Here is an 18,098-nt window from a genome sequence, read left to right on the forward strand (position 1 = left end):
AACAATCTTAACAGTACGGGCGTTCTGTTCCATAAATGAGCCTCCCGCGTGCCGCTTTGCTTAACCCCGGCGCAGCTGGGTGAACCACACCCCCGCGCGCCATCACTGATTCGCCGTCACTAACGGGCACAATGGCCACACCCAAATGAAACCCCCAGGAGTGACGCGATGACGACCGAGGTGCAGACCGCGAGCGAATACTTCGACATCGACGCTATCCGCGCCGAGCTGGCCGAGGATCGCATCGTAACGACGAATGCGCAGCTTGACGACGCATTGCAACCGATCGTCGATGATGCGGGCAGCCGTGGCATGCCCGATCTTCAGGTTGTCGTATTAGATAAGACACCTGAGACAGACACCCTGGTGCGGGATTTGGCGACCACCATTGGCCAGGAGACCGGCGGCACCGTTGTGGTGCGTAGCCCCATGATGAGCGGTTCTTATTCGGAAAGCTTTTCTCGTTCTGCTTTGGAGTCGGGGGAGTTGGCGATGATGGATGAGATTCGCTACCCCGAAGGCCTTGACGCGTTTATTCATACGACTACGACGCATTTCATTCCGTGGTCTGAGATCAACTACATCGCCCTCGGGGTGGTCATGGTCTTGGCCGTGACCCTGCCTCTGGTGTGGTGGTTGCGGGCGCGCAGGGCTTACAGCCGGTGACGACGACCGGATAGTGTGTAGCGCCCTTTTGGGTCGGTGCAGCCTTGACTCGCCTTAGCGGTAGTCAAGGCTTTATTCTTGACCAAATGACGGCCTCGTAGTCGCTTTTGCGTATCCCCAGCTCATGACACACCGCACAAAACCCAAAATGAGACGAAGGTCACACTAGAAATTTTTGCCGACAAGCCTGCAGGTTAGACGCGGTTACGAACGCATAACAGCCATGAGATGAGTTTATTCTTATGTGACTGCTGTGTTTTTAGGGGCGCGAGTGCCGTAGCGTGCCTGTTGTTCGGCAGTTAGACCTATGTTGCCCTATGAGGCGCAGGGTCATCTGCTGGTAACGCCGGTATATACGGAGCGGCGCACGGTAAGAGCAATGGGGAAGTTGTTTCTGCCTAGACGCTCCGGCAGTCAACAAACCAAGGAGCACAGGTGGCCCACGCTCGACCCTTCAGCGACCAGCGCTGGATTACGCGCCCAGTCGCAGGCCTAGCCATGGCCGCGATGTTTGCTGCGCAGATTCCTGCCGCAGCAGCTGAACCGCGCCCTGTCAGTCAGACCGAAATCAATAACGCCAAAGCAGAGCTGAATACCTCTGCCCAGGTCGTCCAGAACCTCGTTGCTGAGGCATCCGCCAGCGAACGCGAAGTCGCCGCGCTGGAACTGCAGTTAGGTTCCATCCGCGAAAGCGTCAACCGCGCCATGGTCGACCTCGAAGTCGCCCGTGAGGAAGCCGAACGCAACCGCGCCGCCGCCGCCGAAGCCCGCGCCAAGCTCGATGACGCCCGCGAGGTGCTGCGCCAGGAGCAGGCTGACTTCAACAAGCTGGCCCGCTCGATCATGCGCCAGGGCAAGTCCACCGGCAGCAGCCTGCAGGGCGCCAATGACGCCAATGAGGCCCTGGAGCGTTCCGCACTGCTGCGCCGCAAGGTCGAAGAGCAGCAGGCCGAGCTTGAAGAGCTCGTCCGCGCCCGTACCCGCGACGCCAACTCTGAGGCCTCCCTGCGCGTAGCCAAGCGCGAAGCGGAGCAGTCGGAGCTCGTCGCCGAGACCCGCAAGACCGAGGCCGAGCAGTCCATGGTCACTGCCACCGAGAAGCTTGAGGTCAAGCAGACCGAGTACCGCCAGGTTCTCGCTGAGCGCCGTGGCGCCGATGCTGCACTTGAGGCTGCCCGCACGGTAGTCCAGGAACTCAACCGCGCCCGGGAAGCCTACGAAAACAGCGAAGAGCGCAAGCGTGCGGAAAAGGCACTGGCTGAGGCCGCGCAGCGCGCTGCCGATGAGGCACGTGCGCGCATCAAGGCCGAGATTGAGGACGAGGAAAACCAGGCCCGCGTCCGCGATGCTGCCAAGGGCATTGCTGCCTTGGGTGCTCGTGCCGCCGCCGAGGCTATCCGCGCCGCCCAGGAGCGTGCCGACGAGAATAACGGCGCCGATAACGGCTCCAATGAGCCCACTCCGCTGCCCATCCCGGATGTGCCGTCCACCGAGCCCACCCCAGAGCCCTCGCAGCCCTCGGAAGAGCCGACCCCGGACACCGACGCCAGCACCGACAACGGCACCGACAATGGCACTGGTACCGGTGATGCCAATACCGGCACAGCCGATGCGATCGCTGAGGCAGCCGATGCGGTCGAGGACGTCGTAGACGAGGTCCAGGAGAAGGCCGAGGAAGATAGCAACTCTGAGGCTGGCGCCTCCGATTCCGGCACCAGTGATTCCGGCACCACCGGCTCCGGTTCGACTGTAGAGACCGCCCCCAGCGGCGCTGAGGGCACCGCGTCTTCTGCTAGCTCCCGCGCCGCCAAGATTGAAACCGTGATCTCCCGCGCCAAGGCCTACCTGGGCACCCCGTACGCCTGGGGTGGCGGCAATGCCAACGGCCCGACTCGCGGCATCCGCGATGGTGGCGTGGCTGACGCCCACGGCGATTACAACAAGGTCGGCTTCGACTGCTCCGGGCTTACTCTGTACGCCTACGCCGGTGTCGGCATCTCCCTGCCGCACTACACCGGGTACCAGTACCAGCGCGGCACCCACTACCCGAAGTCCCAGATGCAGCGCGGCGACCTGCTGTTCTGGGGACCCAACGGCCACGGCCACGTCGCCATCTACCTCGGTGATGGCACCATGATTGAGGCCCCGCAGTCCGGTGACGTCGTCAAGATTTCCCCGGTCCGCTACAACAGCATGACCCCGAATGTGGTCCGTCTGCTCTAAAGTCAGGGCTACCGCGCCCGACTAAAAACCCTCGGCGCCCCGCAACCTGTACTGGTGCGGGGCCCTTGGACTGTTATCGATGAGGAGCCCTCCCAGGTGAACCAGCACGCGCAGAGCATAGAGTCCCACTCGGATATATCCCGTGTGCTCGCCGAGATGCAGACCGTGGTGGTCGGCCAGGAAAAACTGTGCCACCGCCTCGCTGTGGCCATGCTCGCCGGCGGCCATGTGCTCGTCGAAGGTGTGCCCGGTGTGGCGAAAACCTTGGCGGTGTCCACCTTCGCCACCGTGATCGGCGGTACTTTCCGCCGTATCCAGTTCACCCCGGACCTGGTTCCCTCCGATATTGTCGGCACCCGCATTTTCCGGCAGGACACCTCGACATTCAGCATTGAGCAGGGCCCAGTGATGGCCAATGTGGTGCTTGCCGACGAGATCAACCGCGCCCCGGCTAAGGTCCAGTCCGCTTTGTTGGAGGTCATGGCCGAGCGGCAGGTCTCGATCGGCAATGAAACCTTGCCGGTGCCGGACCCATTTTTGGTGCTGGCCACCCAGAACCCGATCGAAAACCAGGGCGTCTACCAGCTTCCCGAAGCGCAGCGGGACCGTTTCTTATTCAAGGTCCTGGTGGGCTACCCAACACCTGCTGAGGAACGCGAGATTGTGTACCGGATGGGGTCGACCCCGCCGCGGGCGCACCAGATCCTGGACCCGTTCCGGATTCGGGAGTTACAGCAGCACACCCGTGAGGTTTTCGTCCACCACAGTCTTATTGACTACGTTGTCGCGGTTATTGAACTGACCCGGAATCCGATGCGCGCGAATCTGGTTGATGTCAATCGTCAGCTTTCCTATGGCGCTTCGCCGCGTGCGACGCTGGGCACGATTGCTGCTGCCCGCGCCACTGCGGTGTTGGCGGGCCGGGATTATGTTGTGCCGGAGGATATCGTCGAGGTGCTTCCCGACGTGCTGCGCCACCGCCTGGTGCTCAGCTATGAGGGCGTTGCTGAGGAAGTGACCCCGGACGTCATCATTGACCAGTTATTGGCTTCGGTGCGGCTGCCGGAGCCGGGGGTCTAGATGGCCCGCGGCGGCAAAGATCTGGAGCGCCTGCTGCGCCATGTGGAGTTAACGGTCACGCGGCGCCTCGATGGGATGTTGCGCGGTTCGTTTCCTTCTGCGCTGCCTGGCCCGGGCAGTGAGCCGGATGCTTCCCGGGAGTACACCCCAGGTGATGATGTGCGCCGGATGGACTGGGCGGTTACTGCGCGCACCGGTGTGCCGCATGTGCGCGATCCGGAGGCAGAGCGTGAGCTGGAGGCCTGGATTGTGATCGACGCCGCGCAGCGTCTCAACGCCGGTACCGGCGCGATCACGAAGCGGCACCTGCTCGTAGATGCCTGCGCTGCGGTGGCCTTGCTGAATTCGGGCCCGGGGGATCGCACTGCTTTGCTTGCCGACGGCCAGCTTGTGCCGCCGGCGCGGGGGCGGGCCGCGATGCTGCGGATTATGGATACCGCTGCTCGTCATGAGGGCGGTGGGGGTCTTGCTGCGGATTTGATGTCGCTTCCGGCGCGCGCCCCACATGCTGGCCTGATTGTGGTGATCTCCGATTTCCTCGGTGATTTCAGCTGGTCAGAGCCGCTGCGTGTGCTTGCTGCGCGTACTGATGTCATGGCCATTCACTTAGTCGATCCCGCCGATGTGGAACTTCCCGGGGAAGGCCCGGTGGTGCTTTCCGACGCTGATTCCGGGCAGCGGTTATCCTTCACCGTCACAGAACGACTCCGGCGGGATTATGCTGCTCAGGCCGCCCAGCACCGGGAGCAGGTACATGCGGAATTGCGCCGCTGCCGGGCTGAGACCATTGAGTTGCGGACGGACCGGGATTGGGTGACTGATATGGCCCGCCAGCTTTCTCGGAAGGCAGGACGTTAGATGTTCGCGCATCCTTATTGGCTTGTCGCTGCTGTTATTCCGCTTATCGCGGCGGCTGTCTATGCGGTGGTGGTGCGGCGTTCGCGGCGCCGAGCGATCGCGTTTTCTAATACCTTCGCGTTGCAGCAGGTGTTGCAGTCCACAACGAATTGGACCCGGCATATCCCGGTTATTGCGATGGTGGTGGCCTTGGTGTTGGCCTGTATCGCCTTAGCGGAGCCGATTACAGAGAAGAAGGTCGCCCGCAATCGCGCCACGGTCATTCTTGTCGTGGATGTGTCGTTGTCCATGGGGGCAAAGGATGTTGCTCCGTCCCGTGTGGTTGCGGCGAAGGAGGCGGGGAAGAAGTTCATTGAGACCATGCCCGATGATCTCAACCTGGGTTTGGTGACTTTTGCGGGTTCTACGCGAACCCCGGTGTCGCCGACGACTGATCATGGCCGGGTTGCTCGTGCTTTGGACGCGGCTACCTTGGCTAATGCCACTGCCACTGGTGATGCGATTATGGCTGCCCTAGATGCGGTTGCCGAGGTTGAGGACACGATTGGTGGGGCAGAGGGCCCGCCGCCGGCGGCGATTATTTTGCTTTCCGACGGGGAGCAGACCATTCCGGCTGAACTCGATGATCCGCGGGGTGCTTATACCGCCGCTGAGGAGGCCGCCGAGCGGGGCGTGCCGGTGAATACTATTTCTTTCGGTACTCCCGACGGTGCTGTTGAAGTCCAGGGGGAACGAATCCCGGTGCCCACTGATGATGTGTCTTTGCAGCAGATCGCTGAGCGCACCGACGGCACGTTCAATAAGGCGGAGTCGCTCGATGAGCTCAATGATGCCTACGGCGAGTTGGCTGATGATATTGGTTATGAGATGCGCCAGGAGCCTAATCCGCGCCCGTGGTTATTGGCGGCTTTTTGGGTCCTTGTGATTGCGGTGGGCGCTGAGGTTTTCGAGTCGCGGCGCAGCCCTGGCCATTGAGGTGATGCTTAGCGGCATTTCGCCGTGGCGCCCGGTTAGACTGGCGGCATGACAGCAGCCGATTACGATGCTCTGCTCTTCCTTTCCTTCGGTGGCCCGGAGAAGATGGAAGATGTCCGGCCTTTTTTGGAAAACGTCACTCGTGGTCGCGGTATCCCGCCCGAGCGACTCGATGAGGTCGGCGAGCATTACAAGAACTTCAATGGCCGTTCGCCGCTTAATGATCTCAACCGCGAGATCATTGATCACGTGCGCGCTGAGCTTGCCGACGAGGGGATCGACCTGCCGGTTTATTTCGGTAACCGCAACTGGCACCCCATGATCGAAGACACCGTCGAAGAGATGGTGGGCGACGGGGTGCGTTCCGCGCTAGTCTTCGCCACCAGCGCCTGGGCCGGGTACTCGGGGTGCCGCCAGTACCACGAGGACATCGCCCGAGCCCGCCAGCACCTCGCGGATAAGGGGCTGCCGCAGCTCCACTTGCAGCGTCTTCGTGGTTTCCACGACCACCCGCTGTTCATTGCGGAGTTCGCCGGCACCATCCAGGATGCTTTTGACCGGCTTCCCGCCGATCGCCGCGATGAGGCCCGCTTGATCTTCACCGCGCACTCGATCCCGGAGTCGGCGGATAAGGCCGCCGGCCCGGCCGCAGGGGAGGGGCACCTGTATTCCCGGCAGGTTGCCGAAGCCTCCCAGCTCATCGCAGACAAGCTTGGCATCGAAGACTTTGATGTGGTGTGGCAGTCACGCTCCGGCCCGCCGCAGATCCCGTGGCTTGAGCCCGATATCGTCGACCACGTCGAGGACCTCACCGAGAATGAGGACTTAAAGGCTGCGGTGGTGTGCCCGGTCGGGTTTATTTCTGACCATATTGAGGTCGCCTGGGACTTGGACTCCGAGCTTCAGGATGAGATGGAGCACCACGACATCGTCATTGAGCGCGCCGGCACCCCGGGACCGACCGCTGGGTTCGCCACGATGATTGTTGAGCTCATCCGGGAGCAAACGGAGCAGGCACCGGTGCGTCGGCTTGGCACACTGCCCCAGTTTGGGCAGGCCAGCGATGGCAATACCTGTAACCAGAATTGCTGTGTGCAGCCCAAACGCCGCCCCCACGGGGCCGGCCACGGCCACGGTGCCGGCCACGGCACAGCTCATGGCGCCAACGCTAGTTAGGCAAACTCCGCCGCCTGCGCAGACCACTCCCGTACCGCATATTCCACGGCCGTGGTCCGTGCTTGGCGGACAGTGCGCCACAGCGGAATAAGTTCCGGGTCCACCTCTGACCCGCCCGGCCCGGACTGGGCCACCGCCAGCACCGCGGCCACATTATCCGCCCGCGCGATGAGCCCACCGGCCCGATTCGGCATCGCCGGTGGGGTTGCCACCAGATCAAAATGATCCGTTAACGCGCCCACCCGAAGTCGCGGATTCGGCACCGTCGAACCGGCACCGCCGTGGTGGCGGGCCTGCACCTGTGCCGCAGCGGCGCGGGTAGCGTCGGCAAGCTGCAGATCAGCCTCACCAGGGGACAGGTGCGCCGACGGCGGCAACGGTTGGTCCAGCGAAAACCACTGCCAGACCAAGCCGGCATCACCGGCGGCAGGAACAACGACGTGATGCCACTGGGGATCAGCGTCGGCAAGCACCACCGCAGAACCTGCCTGCCGGGTCGCCTCCGCCGCCGCGGACTGGGCGGGCAGCGCCGGAACATCACCCGGCCCGGCAAGCACAAGCCGCACCGGGGGCTCGGCGGTCACCCCACGCGGGCCGTCGGCAGTAACTGCGCGAACCAGGCGTAAAAACTCCGGCGTGTGCAGCGGCGCGTCGAGGTCGACCACCTCGGGCACATATGCGTCGACAAGATCAACCTGGTGGGTAGGCCCGAGGCTCGCCAAGGCTTCTGAACAATGATCAAAACCTGCGTGACCGGTCGCCCACGCCCCCAACCACAGCGCTATGTGCTGGGTGGGATTCCACACCTGCTCCAGAATCGGCCGTTCCATGGGGGCAACGATATCTTGGACCCCATGGGCTTCTCCGATATGTACTCAGGCCAAGACGTCTTCGCTGGCCGACGCGGCCACCAGCGCCGAAACCGACCGGCGCCACCGAAGGTGCCAGCAACACCTGATGTTGTCGCCGAGGACCCCGAATCCGGGTTCGTTGGCCTCGTCGTCGGATTCGAGAAAAACCGGCCCTATGACCTGGTGCAACTCGAGGACCGGCGCGGCAAAGTGCGCCTTTTCGAGATGCGCCCCGGGGCTTTTCTCATCGACGGCCAAGAAGTCACCCTGGTGCGGCCAAAGAAAACCCCACCGGACCCGCGCAAACAACGCACCGCCTCCGGCTCCCGGGCGGTCGCTAACGCAACCGCGAAAATCGCCCTGCCCAGCCGAATCTGGGTAGAAGGCATCCACGACGCCGAGATCGTCGAACGCGTCTGGGGCGATGACCTGCGCGTCGAAGGTGTAGTAGTCGAACACCTCGAAGGCCTCGATAACCTCGCCGAACGACTAGCTGAGTTCCAGCCCGGGCCGGGCCGTCGGGTCGGGGTGCTCGCCGACCACCTCGTCACCGGGTCCAAAGAGATGCGCATGACCCAGCACCTAGGCCCGCATGTGATGGTCACCGGACACCCCTATATCGATATCTGGGAAGCGGTGAAGCCCGCCGCGGTCGGCATTAAAGCCTGGCCGAAGGTACCCAAAGGCCAGGACTGGAAAACCGGCGTGTGCGCACAGTTGGGCTGGGCAGACCCCACCGATGGCTGGCGTAAAGTGCGCTCCTCAGTGCATAGTTTCCGCGACTTAGAACCGACGTTATTGCAGGCAGTAGAGCAACTTATTGACTTTGTGACCGTGCCACCCAACCAATAAGGCGGGTAGAGTCGACGGCGTGTCCGCAGCAATAGTTTGGGTTGTCCTTGCATTAGCACTCATCGCCGGGGAATTGCTCCTCGGCGATTTATCGCTGCTCATGCTCGGAGGCGGCGCGCTGGTCGCCGCCGGTATGAGTGGGCTGGGGATGCCGCTATGGGCCACTGTGGCGGCATTCGTGGTCGTGACCGCGCTGCTGTTGATGCTGGTCCGGCCTGCATTGCGGAAGCGTATGGCCACCCCCGACCGCGCCTTGGACTTCGCCGGCGGTCCCCGCTCGCTTCCCGGGCGGGGTGGGGTGGTCGTAGAAAGCGTCGATGCCGATGCCGGGGTGGTGCGTGTTGCCGGCCAATTATGGTCGGCGCGCACGTTGGTCACCGGCACCGAATTCGCCGCAGGTGACCGCGTCACAGTTATTAGTGTTGACGGCAATACCGTTGTGATAGACGAAGAGGTCTCCCATTGACAGGCATTATTGTGGGCGCAATTATCGTCGCCCTGTTCATCGTCATTATTTCCCGGTCGATGGTGCTGGTACGCCAGGGTGAATCCGCCATCGTGGAGCGTCTGGGCCGCTATACCCGCACCCTCGATTCGGGTTTGGCCTTCGTTGTTCCATTCATTGATTCGGTGCGCGAGAAGGTCGACACCCGTGAGCGGATGGTGACTTTCCCACCCCAGGCGGTCATTACCGAAGACAACCTCACCGTAGCCATTGACACGGTGGTGACCTTCCAGGTCAATGAACCCGCCCGCGCTATTTACGGCGTCTCGGACTACATCTTCGGCATCGAACAGATCACCACCGCCACCCTGCGTGACGTTGTCGGCGGCCTGACCCTGGAACAGACCCTGACCAGCCGCGAATACATCAACCGCCGGCTGCGTGGCTCCCTGGATGAAGCCACCGCCAACTGGGGCTTGCGGATTGCCCGCGTGGAATTGAAGGCCATTGACCCGCCGCCGTCGATTCAGCAGTCGATGGAGAAGCAGATGAAGGCCGACCGTGAGAAGCGCGCCATGATTCTGACCGCAGAAGGCACCCGCGAGGCCGATATCAAAACCGCCGAGGGCCGCAAGCAGGCCCAAATCCTGGCCGCTGAGGGCGATAAGCACGCCAAAATCCTCGCCGCGGAGGCGGAACGCCAGGCCACCATCCTCGAAGCCGAGGGTGAACGCGCCGCGCAGTACCTGATTGCCCAAGGTGAGGCCGCTGCGGTGCGCAAGGTCAACGCTGCGGTCAAGGCCGCTGAGCTTACCCCTGAGGTTCTGGCCTGGCAGTACCTGCAGACGCTGCCCGAACTAGCCGCTAAGGACGGCAACTCGGTGTGGATGGTGCCCAGCCAGTTCGGGGATTCCCTGGAATCCTTCGCCAAGGCCTTCGGCAAACAAGACGACGATGGGGTCTTCCGCTACGAAGCCCCGCCGGTACCCGACCGGGTGCGTGAGGAAGTAGCCGCCGACGACAACCAGGATTGGTTCGATATGTCGACCAACCCGGAGATTGCGCGTGCCGTCGCCGCTGCCAATGAGGTCGCCAACCGCCCAGTCGATGACCCACTAGCTGCCGCTGCCTCCGCAAAGGTCACCGGCGACGAGCAAAGTCCAGCTAAGCCCGAACAGGCCCCGCCGGTACGCGAACTCGGCCAGTCGCAAGCAGCTGGTGCCGCCCCCGGTACAACAGAGCCGGGTGTGCCACCAACCAAGCAGCAACCACACCCGATACCACGCGAGGGTGATTCGACCCCATCGGATACCTAATCCGCAATACCGCCGAGCACATGCGGCCCCGACGCAGACTCACAAGCCTGCGTCGGGGCCGCATCGGTATTTTTTACAGCTGCGCTTTTACAGCTGCGCTGCGCGTTCGAGCAGATGTACCGCCAGGGTCCAGCCGGCCTCTTCGGCATGCCAACCAGCCGCGTTGAGCCGCTGATTGACCGCCTGCTTACTCACCCCAAGTTCGGCGGCGGCCTCCACCTGAGACCACCCTGCGCGCATGAGCCCCGTTGCCTGGCGCCCCTGCGCGGAGCGCCGCGAAATCACGTGCTGCAGCAACGTAAAAGCCGCAGCGATATCATCACTGGCATCACCGACGGCTGTGGTCTCACCGATCACGCGGACCTGGACCTGCCCCGCGCGCCCACCGCGCCCAAGAGCGGCAGTAGCAGCATCCGAGGCTGCACTAGCCCGGGCAGCAGCACTCATTCCAGCACCAGCGCCGGCATGTGGGGGACACACGGCAATAGCCACCGCCCAGTCACCGGCGGCAAGCAATGCCAACACCAAAGTGGTCACCCCGACCGGTCCTTGCGGGGTGGCGTGGATATCTTCGACGCCGGCGGTGGTGACCTCACCAACGGCCTCCAGGCGCGACAGTGCTGCGGCGGAGGCGACTACGTGGTCAGCGCGGCGGCTAGCCCGACCACGGTAGCGAGCATGAACAGCAAACATAGGCATAAGTCTATGCCTAAGACTTGACTTTTGGGGGACCGTATTAGTCCGCGCCGCCCTCCACGTCGGAAAGCCCACCTGCCTGAGACTTCGGCGCAGGCAGCCGCGACTCCACAAAAAGCCCCACCAACCCCAGCACCACAAGCCCACCGGCAATCATCATCAGCCGCGGATCGACCGAACCAGTCAAGGCATCACCCAACACCACCAACGCAATCGTGCCCGGGGCAGAGCCCACCACCGTGCCCAACAAAAAGGGCCCCAAAGGGATAGCAGTCATCGCACACGCGTAATTAAGAATGGAAAACGGCACCCCGGCAACCATGCGCAAAGACCCCACTGCAAGCCAACCCCGCCGCGCCAAACGCCGATCCACCTCGGCGAAAATAGGGCCATCGACACGGCGGCGCACCCAATCCCGGCCAAGAGTACGCACCACAGTCAACGACACGGCCGCGGCAATCGCAGTGCTCACCAGCGCCACCACAGAACCCACCACCGGGCCGAATAACAACCCGGTACTGACCGTGAACACCGTGCGCGGAATCGGCAACTGCGTAAACACCACATAAATGCCCACAAACAGCACCGGGAACCACGGGCCGGCCGCATCCGCCCACTGTCGAATAGCCGACAAATCCGGGATACCCACAACAGCGACCACCACCGCAGACATCACTAACACCGCAGCAGCGATGAACACTCGGCGGCGCTGCTGACGGGCAGACACAGTAGAGGCGCGATTGACAGACATCGCTACGAGCGTACTCGCGCCCGCAGCAGGTCGACGCCACCACCAACCGGCGTACGATTGCGAACATCAGCGGCCGCTGCGGCTGCTGAGAAAAGCAGTATCAGATGCAACCCGTGAAGGAGCGCACATGTCCGATCTTCGAACCGATCATGGCCCGAACCCCTACGTCCTCGATATCGAAAAGGCCACCCTGGACAACGAGAACTTCCGGGACACCCTGTGGACCGGCAAGCACATCCAGATGACCGTCATGGCTATCCCGGTCAACGGTGAAATTGGCGCCGAAGTTCACGACTCCAACGACCAGTTCCTCCGCATTGAACAGGGCAAAGCCCACGTCAAGATCGGCCCGTCGGAGGACAACCTCGATATCGACGAAGTTGTCGAAGATGACTGGTCGGCCTTCGTGCCCGCTGGCTCCTGGCATAACGTCCTCAACGCCGGGGATGAGCCGCTGAAGCTGTACTCCATCTACGGCCCGGCCGACCATGTCCAGGGCACCATCCACGAAACCTTCGAGGATGCCGAAAACGATCCCAACGAACAGCACGACTAATCACCGTCGGCTCGCCCAGCGAGCGCTAGGCTGAGGCGATGGAGTGGTTACTGGATCTCTGGCCAAACATGGCCAATGTGCAATGGTGGCAAATCGCGATTTTCGTCGCCGACTACACAATTAAGTTCTTTGCCATTGGCACGGTGCCAGAAAACCGTAACCCCTCCTCGTCGACAGCCTGGCTGCTGATTATCCTGCTGCTGCCGTTCGTCGGCCTGCCGCTGTTCTTACTCCTTGGCTCGCAGACCATCACAGGTCGCCGCCACCGGATTCAGGCACACGCAAATAAAGAAATTGTGCGCCGCACCGCGCACCTTCCCGATATTCCCGCCGATGCTCAGATCGACACGCGCGGGCCGGGACTATCGGGCCAACTCATCGCCACGGTAAAACTTATTCGCCAGCTCACCGGGCCACCGGCGGTCAAAGGCCGCTGCCGTGCGGTGCATTCGGACTACGCCGCGTCCATCGCAGCGATGACCGCCGCAGTCGAGCACGCCAAGCACACCGTGCACGTGCAGATGTATATCTTCGCGCTCGACCCAACAACCCGCCCTTTCGTCAATGCACTCATTGCGGCAAAAAACAGGGGAGTGGACGTCAAAGTCCTCGTCGACCCCATTGGTTCGCGCAAATACCCCGGGTATAAGAAACTGAAAAAACTGCTCAACGCCACCGGGGTGCAGTGGCACGCCATGCTGCCGATTAGTCCCTTTCGGTTGCGCAGCCGACGCCCGGATCTTCGTAATCACCGCAAAATCCTTGTCGTTGATGGCAGCCATGCCTTCGTCGGTAGCCAAAATATGATTGAGGCGGAATACCAGTCAGAGGCCAATCACCGTGATGGCAGGCGGTGGCATGACGTCATGGTCGAACTTGAGGGCGATATCGCCGCCCACCTGGATGCGGTTTTCGCCGTCGACTGGACCAGTGAGGGAGCCGAAGCGCCGCAGCCCAGCGCCACGATGAAGATCGAAGAACCAATCGCCGATGACCCGGATATTAATCTCGTCCAGGTTTTACCGTCCGGGCCTGGCTACACCACAGAACCGAACCTGCGGGTCTTCAATGACCTCATCTATGCCGCACGGCACCGGATCACCGTCGTGAGTCCTTATTTAGTGCCTGATGAGTCCCTGCTTATGGCACTGACCACCGCCGCCTATTCGGGCATTGAGGTGCGCCTGCATGTCAATGAGGAAGCTGACCAGTTCATGGTGGGACACGCCCAACAGTCCTACTACCAGGCGTTGCTGGAGGCGGGGGTGAAGATTCGTCGTTTCCCCGCCCCGAATGTGCTGCACGCGAAGTTCCTCATCATTGATGATGAGATTGCCGTGGTCGGCTCGTCGAACCTGGATATGCGCTCCTTTGGCCTCAACTACGAGGTCACCATTGTCACCGCCTGCGGCACGCTCGTGGACCGGCTCGTAGCGCTTGCCGACGAATACGACGCGGCCTCTTCTGCGCTGACGGAAAAGATGTGGCAGGACCGGCCGTGGCGGCAACGCTATTTGGATAACGTGTTCCGGCTGACGTCGTCGCTGCAGTAGTCAGACGGGGCGCGGTGCGCATGACAAAGGCCGGGTCAGTGCTGACCCGGCCTTTATTTTGTGTCCGGAGGGGGACTTGAACCCCCACGTCCGTTAATAGGACACTAGCACCTCAAGCTAGCGCGTCTGCCATTCCGCCACCCGGACTGGTGGTGACCGCAACTCGTGGTCGCGGCAACGGACGATACTGTACCCCGGCGCGGGATTGACGGACAAATCAGCTGGTAGAACGCCTAAAACTGGCATCAAAAGTCATAGCTGGGCACACTGGTTGCATGACAACTCCGACGAACTTCCCCGGACCTGACCCCTATGCGCCACTGAAAGACCTGCCGTCATTCACGCTGACCTCGCCCGATATCACCGATGGCGAGCCGATCCCCGAGGCCAACCGCGCACCGTCGAATGTCTCCCCAGAGTTGAACTGGTCCAACCTGCCCGAGGGCACCAAGTCCCTCGCGGTGACCTGCTTCGACCCCGACGCGCCAACCGCTGCCGGCTTCTGGCACTGGGCTGTGTTCAATATTCCGGCAACTGCTACTGGCCTAGAGCGCGACGCCGGCCAGGAAAACTCCACCACCTTGCCTAAAGGGGCCATTCAGCTCGCCGGCGACTCCGGTATCCGCGGCCACTACGGCGCGAACCCACCGGCCAACCACGCACCCCACCGCTATATGTACGCAGTGCACGCCGTGGACGTCGACACGCTCGACGTACCCGCCGACGCCACCCCGACGGTGCTGGGCTTCAACCTGTACTTCCACAGCATCGGCCGTGCCATCATCACGCCGTGGTGGGAAACGACGGAGTAATCAGCTAGTCCCGCCAGGCAAGTCCCGCGCCTACGGCCGCACTGATCGAGTTCAGGCCGTGGGCGCGTACCTGTGCGGCCAGGCCGAGGTGGATATCGCGGATCCAGTCCGGGCCGCCATAAATCAGGCCGGTATAGCCCTGCAATAAGGTAGCGCCAGCATTAATCCGCGCCCAGGCCTGGCGTGGGGTTTCGATACCGCCCACACCAATGAGCACCAACTGGTTGCCCACCCGCCCATAGAGGCGGCGCAGCACCTCTTCGGCACGCTCGGCCACCGGGCGGCCAGAAATACCACCAGCACCCATCTGAGCGACCTGATCGGCGGCGGTGGTTAAACCCTGCCGGGAAATCGTCGTATTCGTCGCCACAATGCCGGCCAAGCCCAATTCCACAGCCAGGTCCGCAACAGCATCCACATCACTGTCGTTGAGATCCGGGGCAATCTTCACCAACACCGGAATATCGGACTCTTCCTGCACCGCCGCCAAAATCGGGCGCAGTGACTCCACCGCCTGCAGATCCCGCAAACCCGGGGTATTCGGCGATGACACATTGACCACCATGTAGTCGGCCACACCAGACAAGGTCCGGGCGCTGGCCCGGTAGTCCGCAACCGCACCGTCCAGCGGCACCTTCTTCGTTTTGCCGATATTGATCCCGATCACCCCGTCGCCGCGCCTGCGCTGCAAGGTCGAGGCCACCGCCGCGGCACCGGGGTTATTGAAACCCATCCGGTTCAGCACAGCATGATCGGCCGGCAAGCGGAATAACCGCGGCTTAGGGTTACCCGGCTGCGGCTGGGCAGTAACCGTGCCAAGTTCAGCGAAACCAAACCCCAGCGGGGCCCACGCATCGGCAGCACCAGCCGACTTATCAAAACCAGCAGCCAGGCCCAGCGGGGCGGGGAAGTCCACCCCAAACACCCGCTGCTGCAACACCGGGTCAGTTACCGGCAAAACCCGGCCCAGGCCACGCTGGGCCACAGTGCTGGCACTGACCCCGGCCAGAGCCTTATTCATCCAGGTGTGGATGGTCTCCGGGTCGAGCTGGAACATGGCTTTGAGCGCTGCCTGGTAGGCGACGCCGCGCACAGATCGGAAATCAGGGATCGACATGGGGCTCCTCAGTGCGCCCCACGCGGGGGCGGGGCAGGGTTAATTCTCGTCGAGCGGGGCGGGGGTTGTCGTCTCAGTCGCACCCGTGGGCAAACGGTCCTTCGCCGGGCCCGGGGCAAGCAATTCGCGCTCCTGGTCGGCGGTATCAGCCATTGCGGCAATGGCCTCATTCAACTCAGTCGCCGAAATGCGCTGCACCCCGTCGCCAGCGGCGGAATACACCACCAGGCCACCGTCGGACAGCACCATCGCACGCGGGTCGGTCACCGCTTCCAATTCGGCTACCTTCACGCCCTGACCAGACGAAATATCCCAACCGGTGATAATGCCCTCGGCTGTAGAGCTCACCCACACCAGATTGCGCTGATTGTCCACCACAACAGCCCACGGGCTCTGGGGCACCGGGAACGATTGGTGCAGCCGAATCACATCGGTGGCGGTATAAATCATCAACTGGCTGCCGGTGGCATCTGTCACCGCAATAGTGCCGTCATCGCCCACAGCGGCCTCAGCGACACCAAGGCCCACCCGGAGACTCGAACCCAAACGGTCCTCGGCGATCTCCAACTCATGGATGGACGTCTCCGGGCTATTGATCTCCAACACCAGATCCTTATCGCCAGGAACCGGCACAAGCTGGGAACCCACCCGAGAAGCCTTAAAATCAGTATCGAGCTCCCCACCGGGGCCATAAACATCGAGGCGCTCAGAATCAGCGCGGTGCCCCAAAATGCGGCCATCATCAAGACCAACCGCCGAAGAATAGGCAGTACCACGGCCCACAAGCGCGGCGGTGCTGCCATCGTCGGCAAGCACATGAATGCCATCAGGGCAGGGGAGCACCGCAACCCCACCAGCAGGGGCCAAATCGCCACACGCCGGGTCAATATCAGTGGTATTCACCGCAGGCTTGGTGGGAGTGCCGGAAATAACCTTATCGCCCGCACGGGCAAGAATCCGGTCATCAATCTGCACGGCATTGGTGACCTCATAATCGAGATCCACAACCTTGCCTGCAGGCGAAGTGGAGGGGGCAGAAGGCGGCGCCGCAGTGGCATTGCCCATCATGGGGCCGATGTCCTCATCTGACCCACCGCAGGCAGTCAGGGTGCTTGCCGCAGCAAGAAGACAGCTAGCCGCGGCGATACGGTGACGGATATGGCTGCTCACGCCTCCCGACGCTACCATCACGGCGCATTGACACAGAGCAGGCCCAAACCTGGCTACAACGACACGTCATCCAGGGCACTACAAATAGCGCCCGGCAACACCACTTCGTCGGAAAGCAATAACTCCCGCAACTGCTGCCTGGTGCGCGCACACACCAACGCCGAACTCACCCCAGGACGATCCCGCACCCAGGCCAAGGCCGCCGCCGGCGCCGACACACCAAGCCCCTCCGCCGCAGTACACAACGCGCCCACAATCGTCGCGCCGCGCTCATCCAGATAGTCCTGCACCTCAGCGTCGGCATACTCCGAGGCACCACGCGAATCACTGGGAATAGTGGTGCGGTACTTCCCGGTCAACACACCCTGGGCCAGGGGAGCGCCGGCAATAAACCCCACCCCCAGGTGCTCCCCAGCAGGCAGCAACTCATGCTCCGGGCCACGGCGCAGCAAGTTGTACTCATCCTGGGCAGCAATCGGACGCACCGCACCAGAAGCGGCATGGGTGACCGCCAACTGCCAACCGCTATAACCACGCACCCCGACATAGCGGACCTTGCCGGTACGCACCGCATGCTCCAGGGTGTCCGCAACCTCCTCCGGCGGGGTATGGCCATCCCAATAGCCCACGCTCCACAAATCAATATGCTCAGTGCGCAGCCTCGATAGCGCCTCATCTAGCTCACCAAGCAACGCCCGGCGCGAACAATCCACCCGCCGACCCACCGGGCGGGCCGGGTCCACCCCGGAGGCAACAGAAAGAATCACCTCATCGCGCATACCCCGGCGCCGCAGCGTGTCACCGAGCACCTGGGCAGCAGCCACCCCACCTTGGACCGGGGTGGCGTCAACAAGATTGCCGCCGGCATCAATGAACTCCCCGAGAATCGCCGCGGCCTCATCAGGTTCGGTGCTTGCACCCCAGGTGGCTGTGCCAAGGCCCAGCGCAGAAACACGTAACCCGCTTGCTCCCAAAATCCGTCGTCGCACGGTTACGACTCT

At 62.5% G+C, this 18,098-nt stretch carries 18 protein-coding genes and 1 tRNA gene; 12 read left to right on the plus strand and 7 right to left on the minus strand.

Annotated features, from left to right (window positions below; translation table 11 throughout):
- Positions 1 to 168 precede the first annotated feature (168 nt).
- From KRX51_RS05835 to KRX51_RS05860, 6 genes are all read left to right on the plus strand, one after another.
- The gene (locus tag KRX51_RS05835; protein ID WP_218362068.1) at positions 169 to 666 is read left to right on the plus strand and encodes a DUF6676 family protein; all 498 of its coding nucleotides are present in this window, start codon (positions 169 to 171) and stop codon (positions 664 to 666) included.
- A 498-nt stretch (positions 667 to 1,164) separates the two neighbouring features.
- The gene (locus KRX51_RS10200) at positions 1,165 to 2,889 is read left to right on the plus strand and encodes a DIP1281 family NlpC/P60 protein (protein ID WP_370625053.1); all 1,725 of its coding nucleotides are present in this window, start codon (positions 1,165 to 1,167) and stop codon (positions 2,887 to 2,889) included.
- A gap of 156 nt (positions 2,890 to 3,045) precedes the next feature.
- On the plus strand, positions 3,046 to 3,969 hold the full coding sequence (locus KRX51_RS05845) for a MoxR family ATPase (RefSeq protein WP_218362298.1): 924 nt from the start codon (positions 3,046 to 3,048) through the stop codon (positions 3,967 to 3,969).
- Positions 3,970 to 4,827, plus strand: coding sequence for a DUF58 domain-containing protein (locus KRX51_RS05850; RefSeq protein ID WP_218362070.1), 858 nt, complete (start codon positions 3,970 to 3,972; stop codon positions 4,825 to 4,827).
- Complete coding sequence (locus tag KRX51_RS05855; RefSeq protein WP_218362071.1) at positions 4,828 to 5,802, plus strand: VWA domain-containing protein; 975 nt, start codon at positions 4,828 to 4,830, stop codon at positions 5,800 to 5,802.
- 48 nt (positions 5,803 to 5,850) lie between these two features.
- Complete coding sequence (locus tag KRX51_RS05860) at positions 5,851 to 6,978, plus strand: ferrochelatase (protein ID WP_218362072.1); 1,128 nt, start codon at positions 5,851 to 5,853, stop codon at positions 6,976 to 6,978.
- Here KRX51_RS05860 and KRX51_RS05865 read toward each other — a convergent pair.
- Positions 6,975 to 7,808, minus strand: a complete 834-nt coding sequence (locus KRX51_RS05865) for a hypothetical protein (protein ID WP_218362073.1) — start codon at positions 7,806 to 7,808, stop codon at positions 6,975 to 6,977. The genes KRX51_RS05860 and KRX51_RS05865 overlap by 4 nt on opposite strands.
- A 24-nt stretch (positions 7,809 to 7,832) precedes the next feature.
- Here KRX51_RS05865 and KRX51_RS05870 point away from each other — a divergent pair, with 24 nt between their 5' ends.
- Genes KRX51_RS05870 through KRX51_RS05880 form a run of 3 tightly spaced genes read left to right on the plus strand, consistent with a single transcriptional unit; the run spans position 7,833 to position 10,442 of the window.
- Positions 7,833 to 8,681: a DUF3097 domain-containing protein gene (locus tag KRX51_RS05870; RefSeq protein WP_218362074.1), complete on the plus strand. Its 849-nt coding sequence runs from the start codon at positions 7,833 to 7,835 to the stop codon at positions 8,679 to 8,681.
- 19 nt (positions 8,682 to 8,700) lie between these two features.
- Positions 8,701 to 9,147, plus strand: a complete 447-nt coding sequence (locus KRX51_RS05875) for an NfeD family protein (protein WP_218362075.1) — start codon at positions 8,701 to 8,703, stop codon at positions 9,145 to 9,147.
- A gap of 59 nt (positions 9,148 to 9,206) precedes the next feature.
- Positions 9,207 to 10,442, plus strand: a complete 1,236-nt coding sequence (locus KRX51_RS05880; protein WP_218362299.1) for an SPFH domain-containing protein — start codon at positions 9,207 to 9,209, stop codon at positions 10,440 to 10,442.
- Between the two features lie 87 nt (positions 10,443 to 10,529).
- Here KRX51_RS05880 and KRX51_RS05885 read toward each other — a convergent pair whose 3' ends face one another.
- Positions 10,530 to 11,135, minus strand: a complete 606-nt coding sequence (locus KRX51_RS05885) for a DNA-binding protein (protein WP_218362076.1) — start codon at positions 11,133 to 11,135, stop codon at positions 10,530 to 10,532.
- A 43-nt stretch (positions 11,136 to 11,178) separates the two neighbouring features.
- Positions 11,179 to 11,889 carry a TVP38/TMEM64 family protein gene (locus tag KRX51_RS05890; protein ID WP_218362078.1) on the minus strand — a complete coding sequence of 237 codons (711 nt, stop codon included), beginning with the start codon at positions 11,887 to 11,889 and terminating at the stop codon, positions 11,179 to 11,181.
- A 127-nt stretch (positions 11,890 to 12,016) separates the two neighbouring features.
- On the opposite strand from KRX51_RS05890, the gene KRX51_RS05895 reads away from it, so the two are divergent.
- Together KRX51_RS05895 and cls are read left to right on the plus strand one after the other, a co-directional pair.
- A complete protein-coding gene (locus KRX51_RS05895; protein WP_218362080.1) occupies positions 12,017 to 12,445 on the plus strand; it encodes a cupin domain-containing protein in 429 nt (142 codons plus the stop codon).
- Positions 12,446 to 12,483: 38 nt separating this feature from the next.
- Positions 12,484 to 13,998: a cardiolipin synthase gene (gene cls / locus KRX51_RS05900; RefSeq protein ID WP_218362082.1), complete on the plus strand. Its 1,515-nt coding sequence runs from the start codon at positions 12,484 to 12,486 to the stop codon at positions 13,996 to 13,998.
- 61 nt (positions 13,999 to 14,059) lie between these two features.
- Here cls and KRX51_RS05905 read toward each other — a convergent pair.
- Positions 14,060 to 14,145: transfer RNA gene (locus KRX51_RS05905), tRNA-Leu, on the minus strand.
- Positions 14,146 to 14,273: 128 nt separating this feature from the next.
- Here KRX51_RS05905 and KRX51_RS05910 point away from each other — a divergent pair.
- Positions 14,274 to 14,810, plus strand: coding sequence for a YbhB/YbcL family Raf kinase inhibitor-like protein (locus KRX51_RS05910; RefSeq protein WP_218362084.1), 537 nt, complete (start codon positions 14,274 to 14,276; stop codon positions 14,808 to 14,810).
- 4 nt (positions 14,811 to 14,814) lie between these two features.
- On the opposite strand, the gene KRX51_RS05915 is transcribed toward KRX51_RS05910, so the two are convergent.
- The 3 genes from KRX51_RS05915 to KRX51_RS05925 are packed head-to-tail and all read right to left on the minus strand — an operon-like array spanning position 14,815 to position 18,086.
- On the minus strand, positions 14,815 to 15,927 hold the full coding sequence (locus KRX51_RS05915) for a quinone-dependent dihydroorotate dehydrogenase (protein ID WP_218362086.1): 1,113 nt from the start codon (positions 15,925 to 15,927) through the stop codon (positions 14,815 to 14,817).
- 39 nt (positions 15,928 to 15,966) lie between these two features.
- Positions 15,967 to 17,097, minus strand: coding sequence for a hypothetical protein (locus KRX51_RS05920; protein WP_218362088.1), 1,131 nt, complete (start codon positions 17,095 to 17,097; stop codon positions 15,967 to 15,969).
- Positions 17,098 to 17,150: 53 nt separating this feature from the next.
- Positions 17,151 to 18,086 carry an aldo/keto reductase gene (locus tag KRX51_RS05925; protein WP_370625034.1) on the minus strand — a complete coding sequence of 312 codons (936 nt, stop codon included), beginning with the start codon at positions 18,084 to 18,086 and terminating at the stop codon, positions 17,151 to 17,153.
- Positions 18,087 to 18,098: the final 12 nt, after the last annotated feature.

Source organism: Corynebacterium sp. TAE3-ERU12 (genome assembly GCF_019209905.1).
GTDB lineage: Bacteria > Actinomycetota > Actinomycetes > Mycobacteriales > Mycobacteriaceae > Corynebacterium.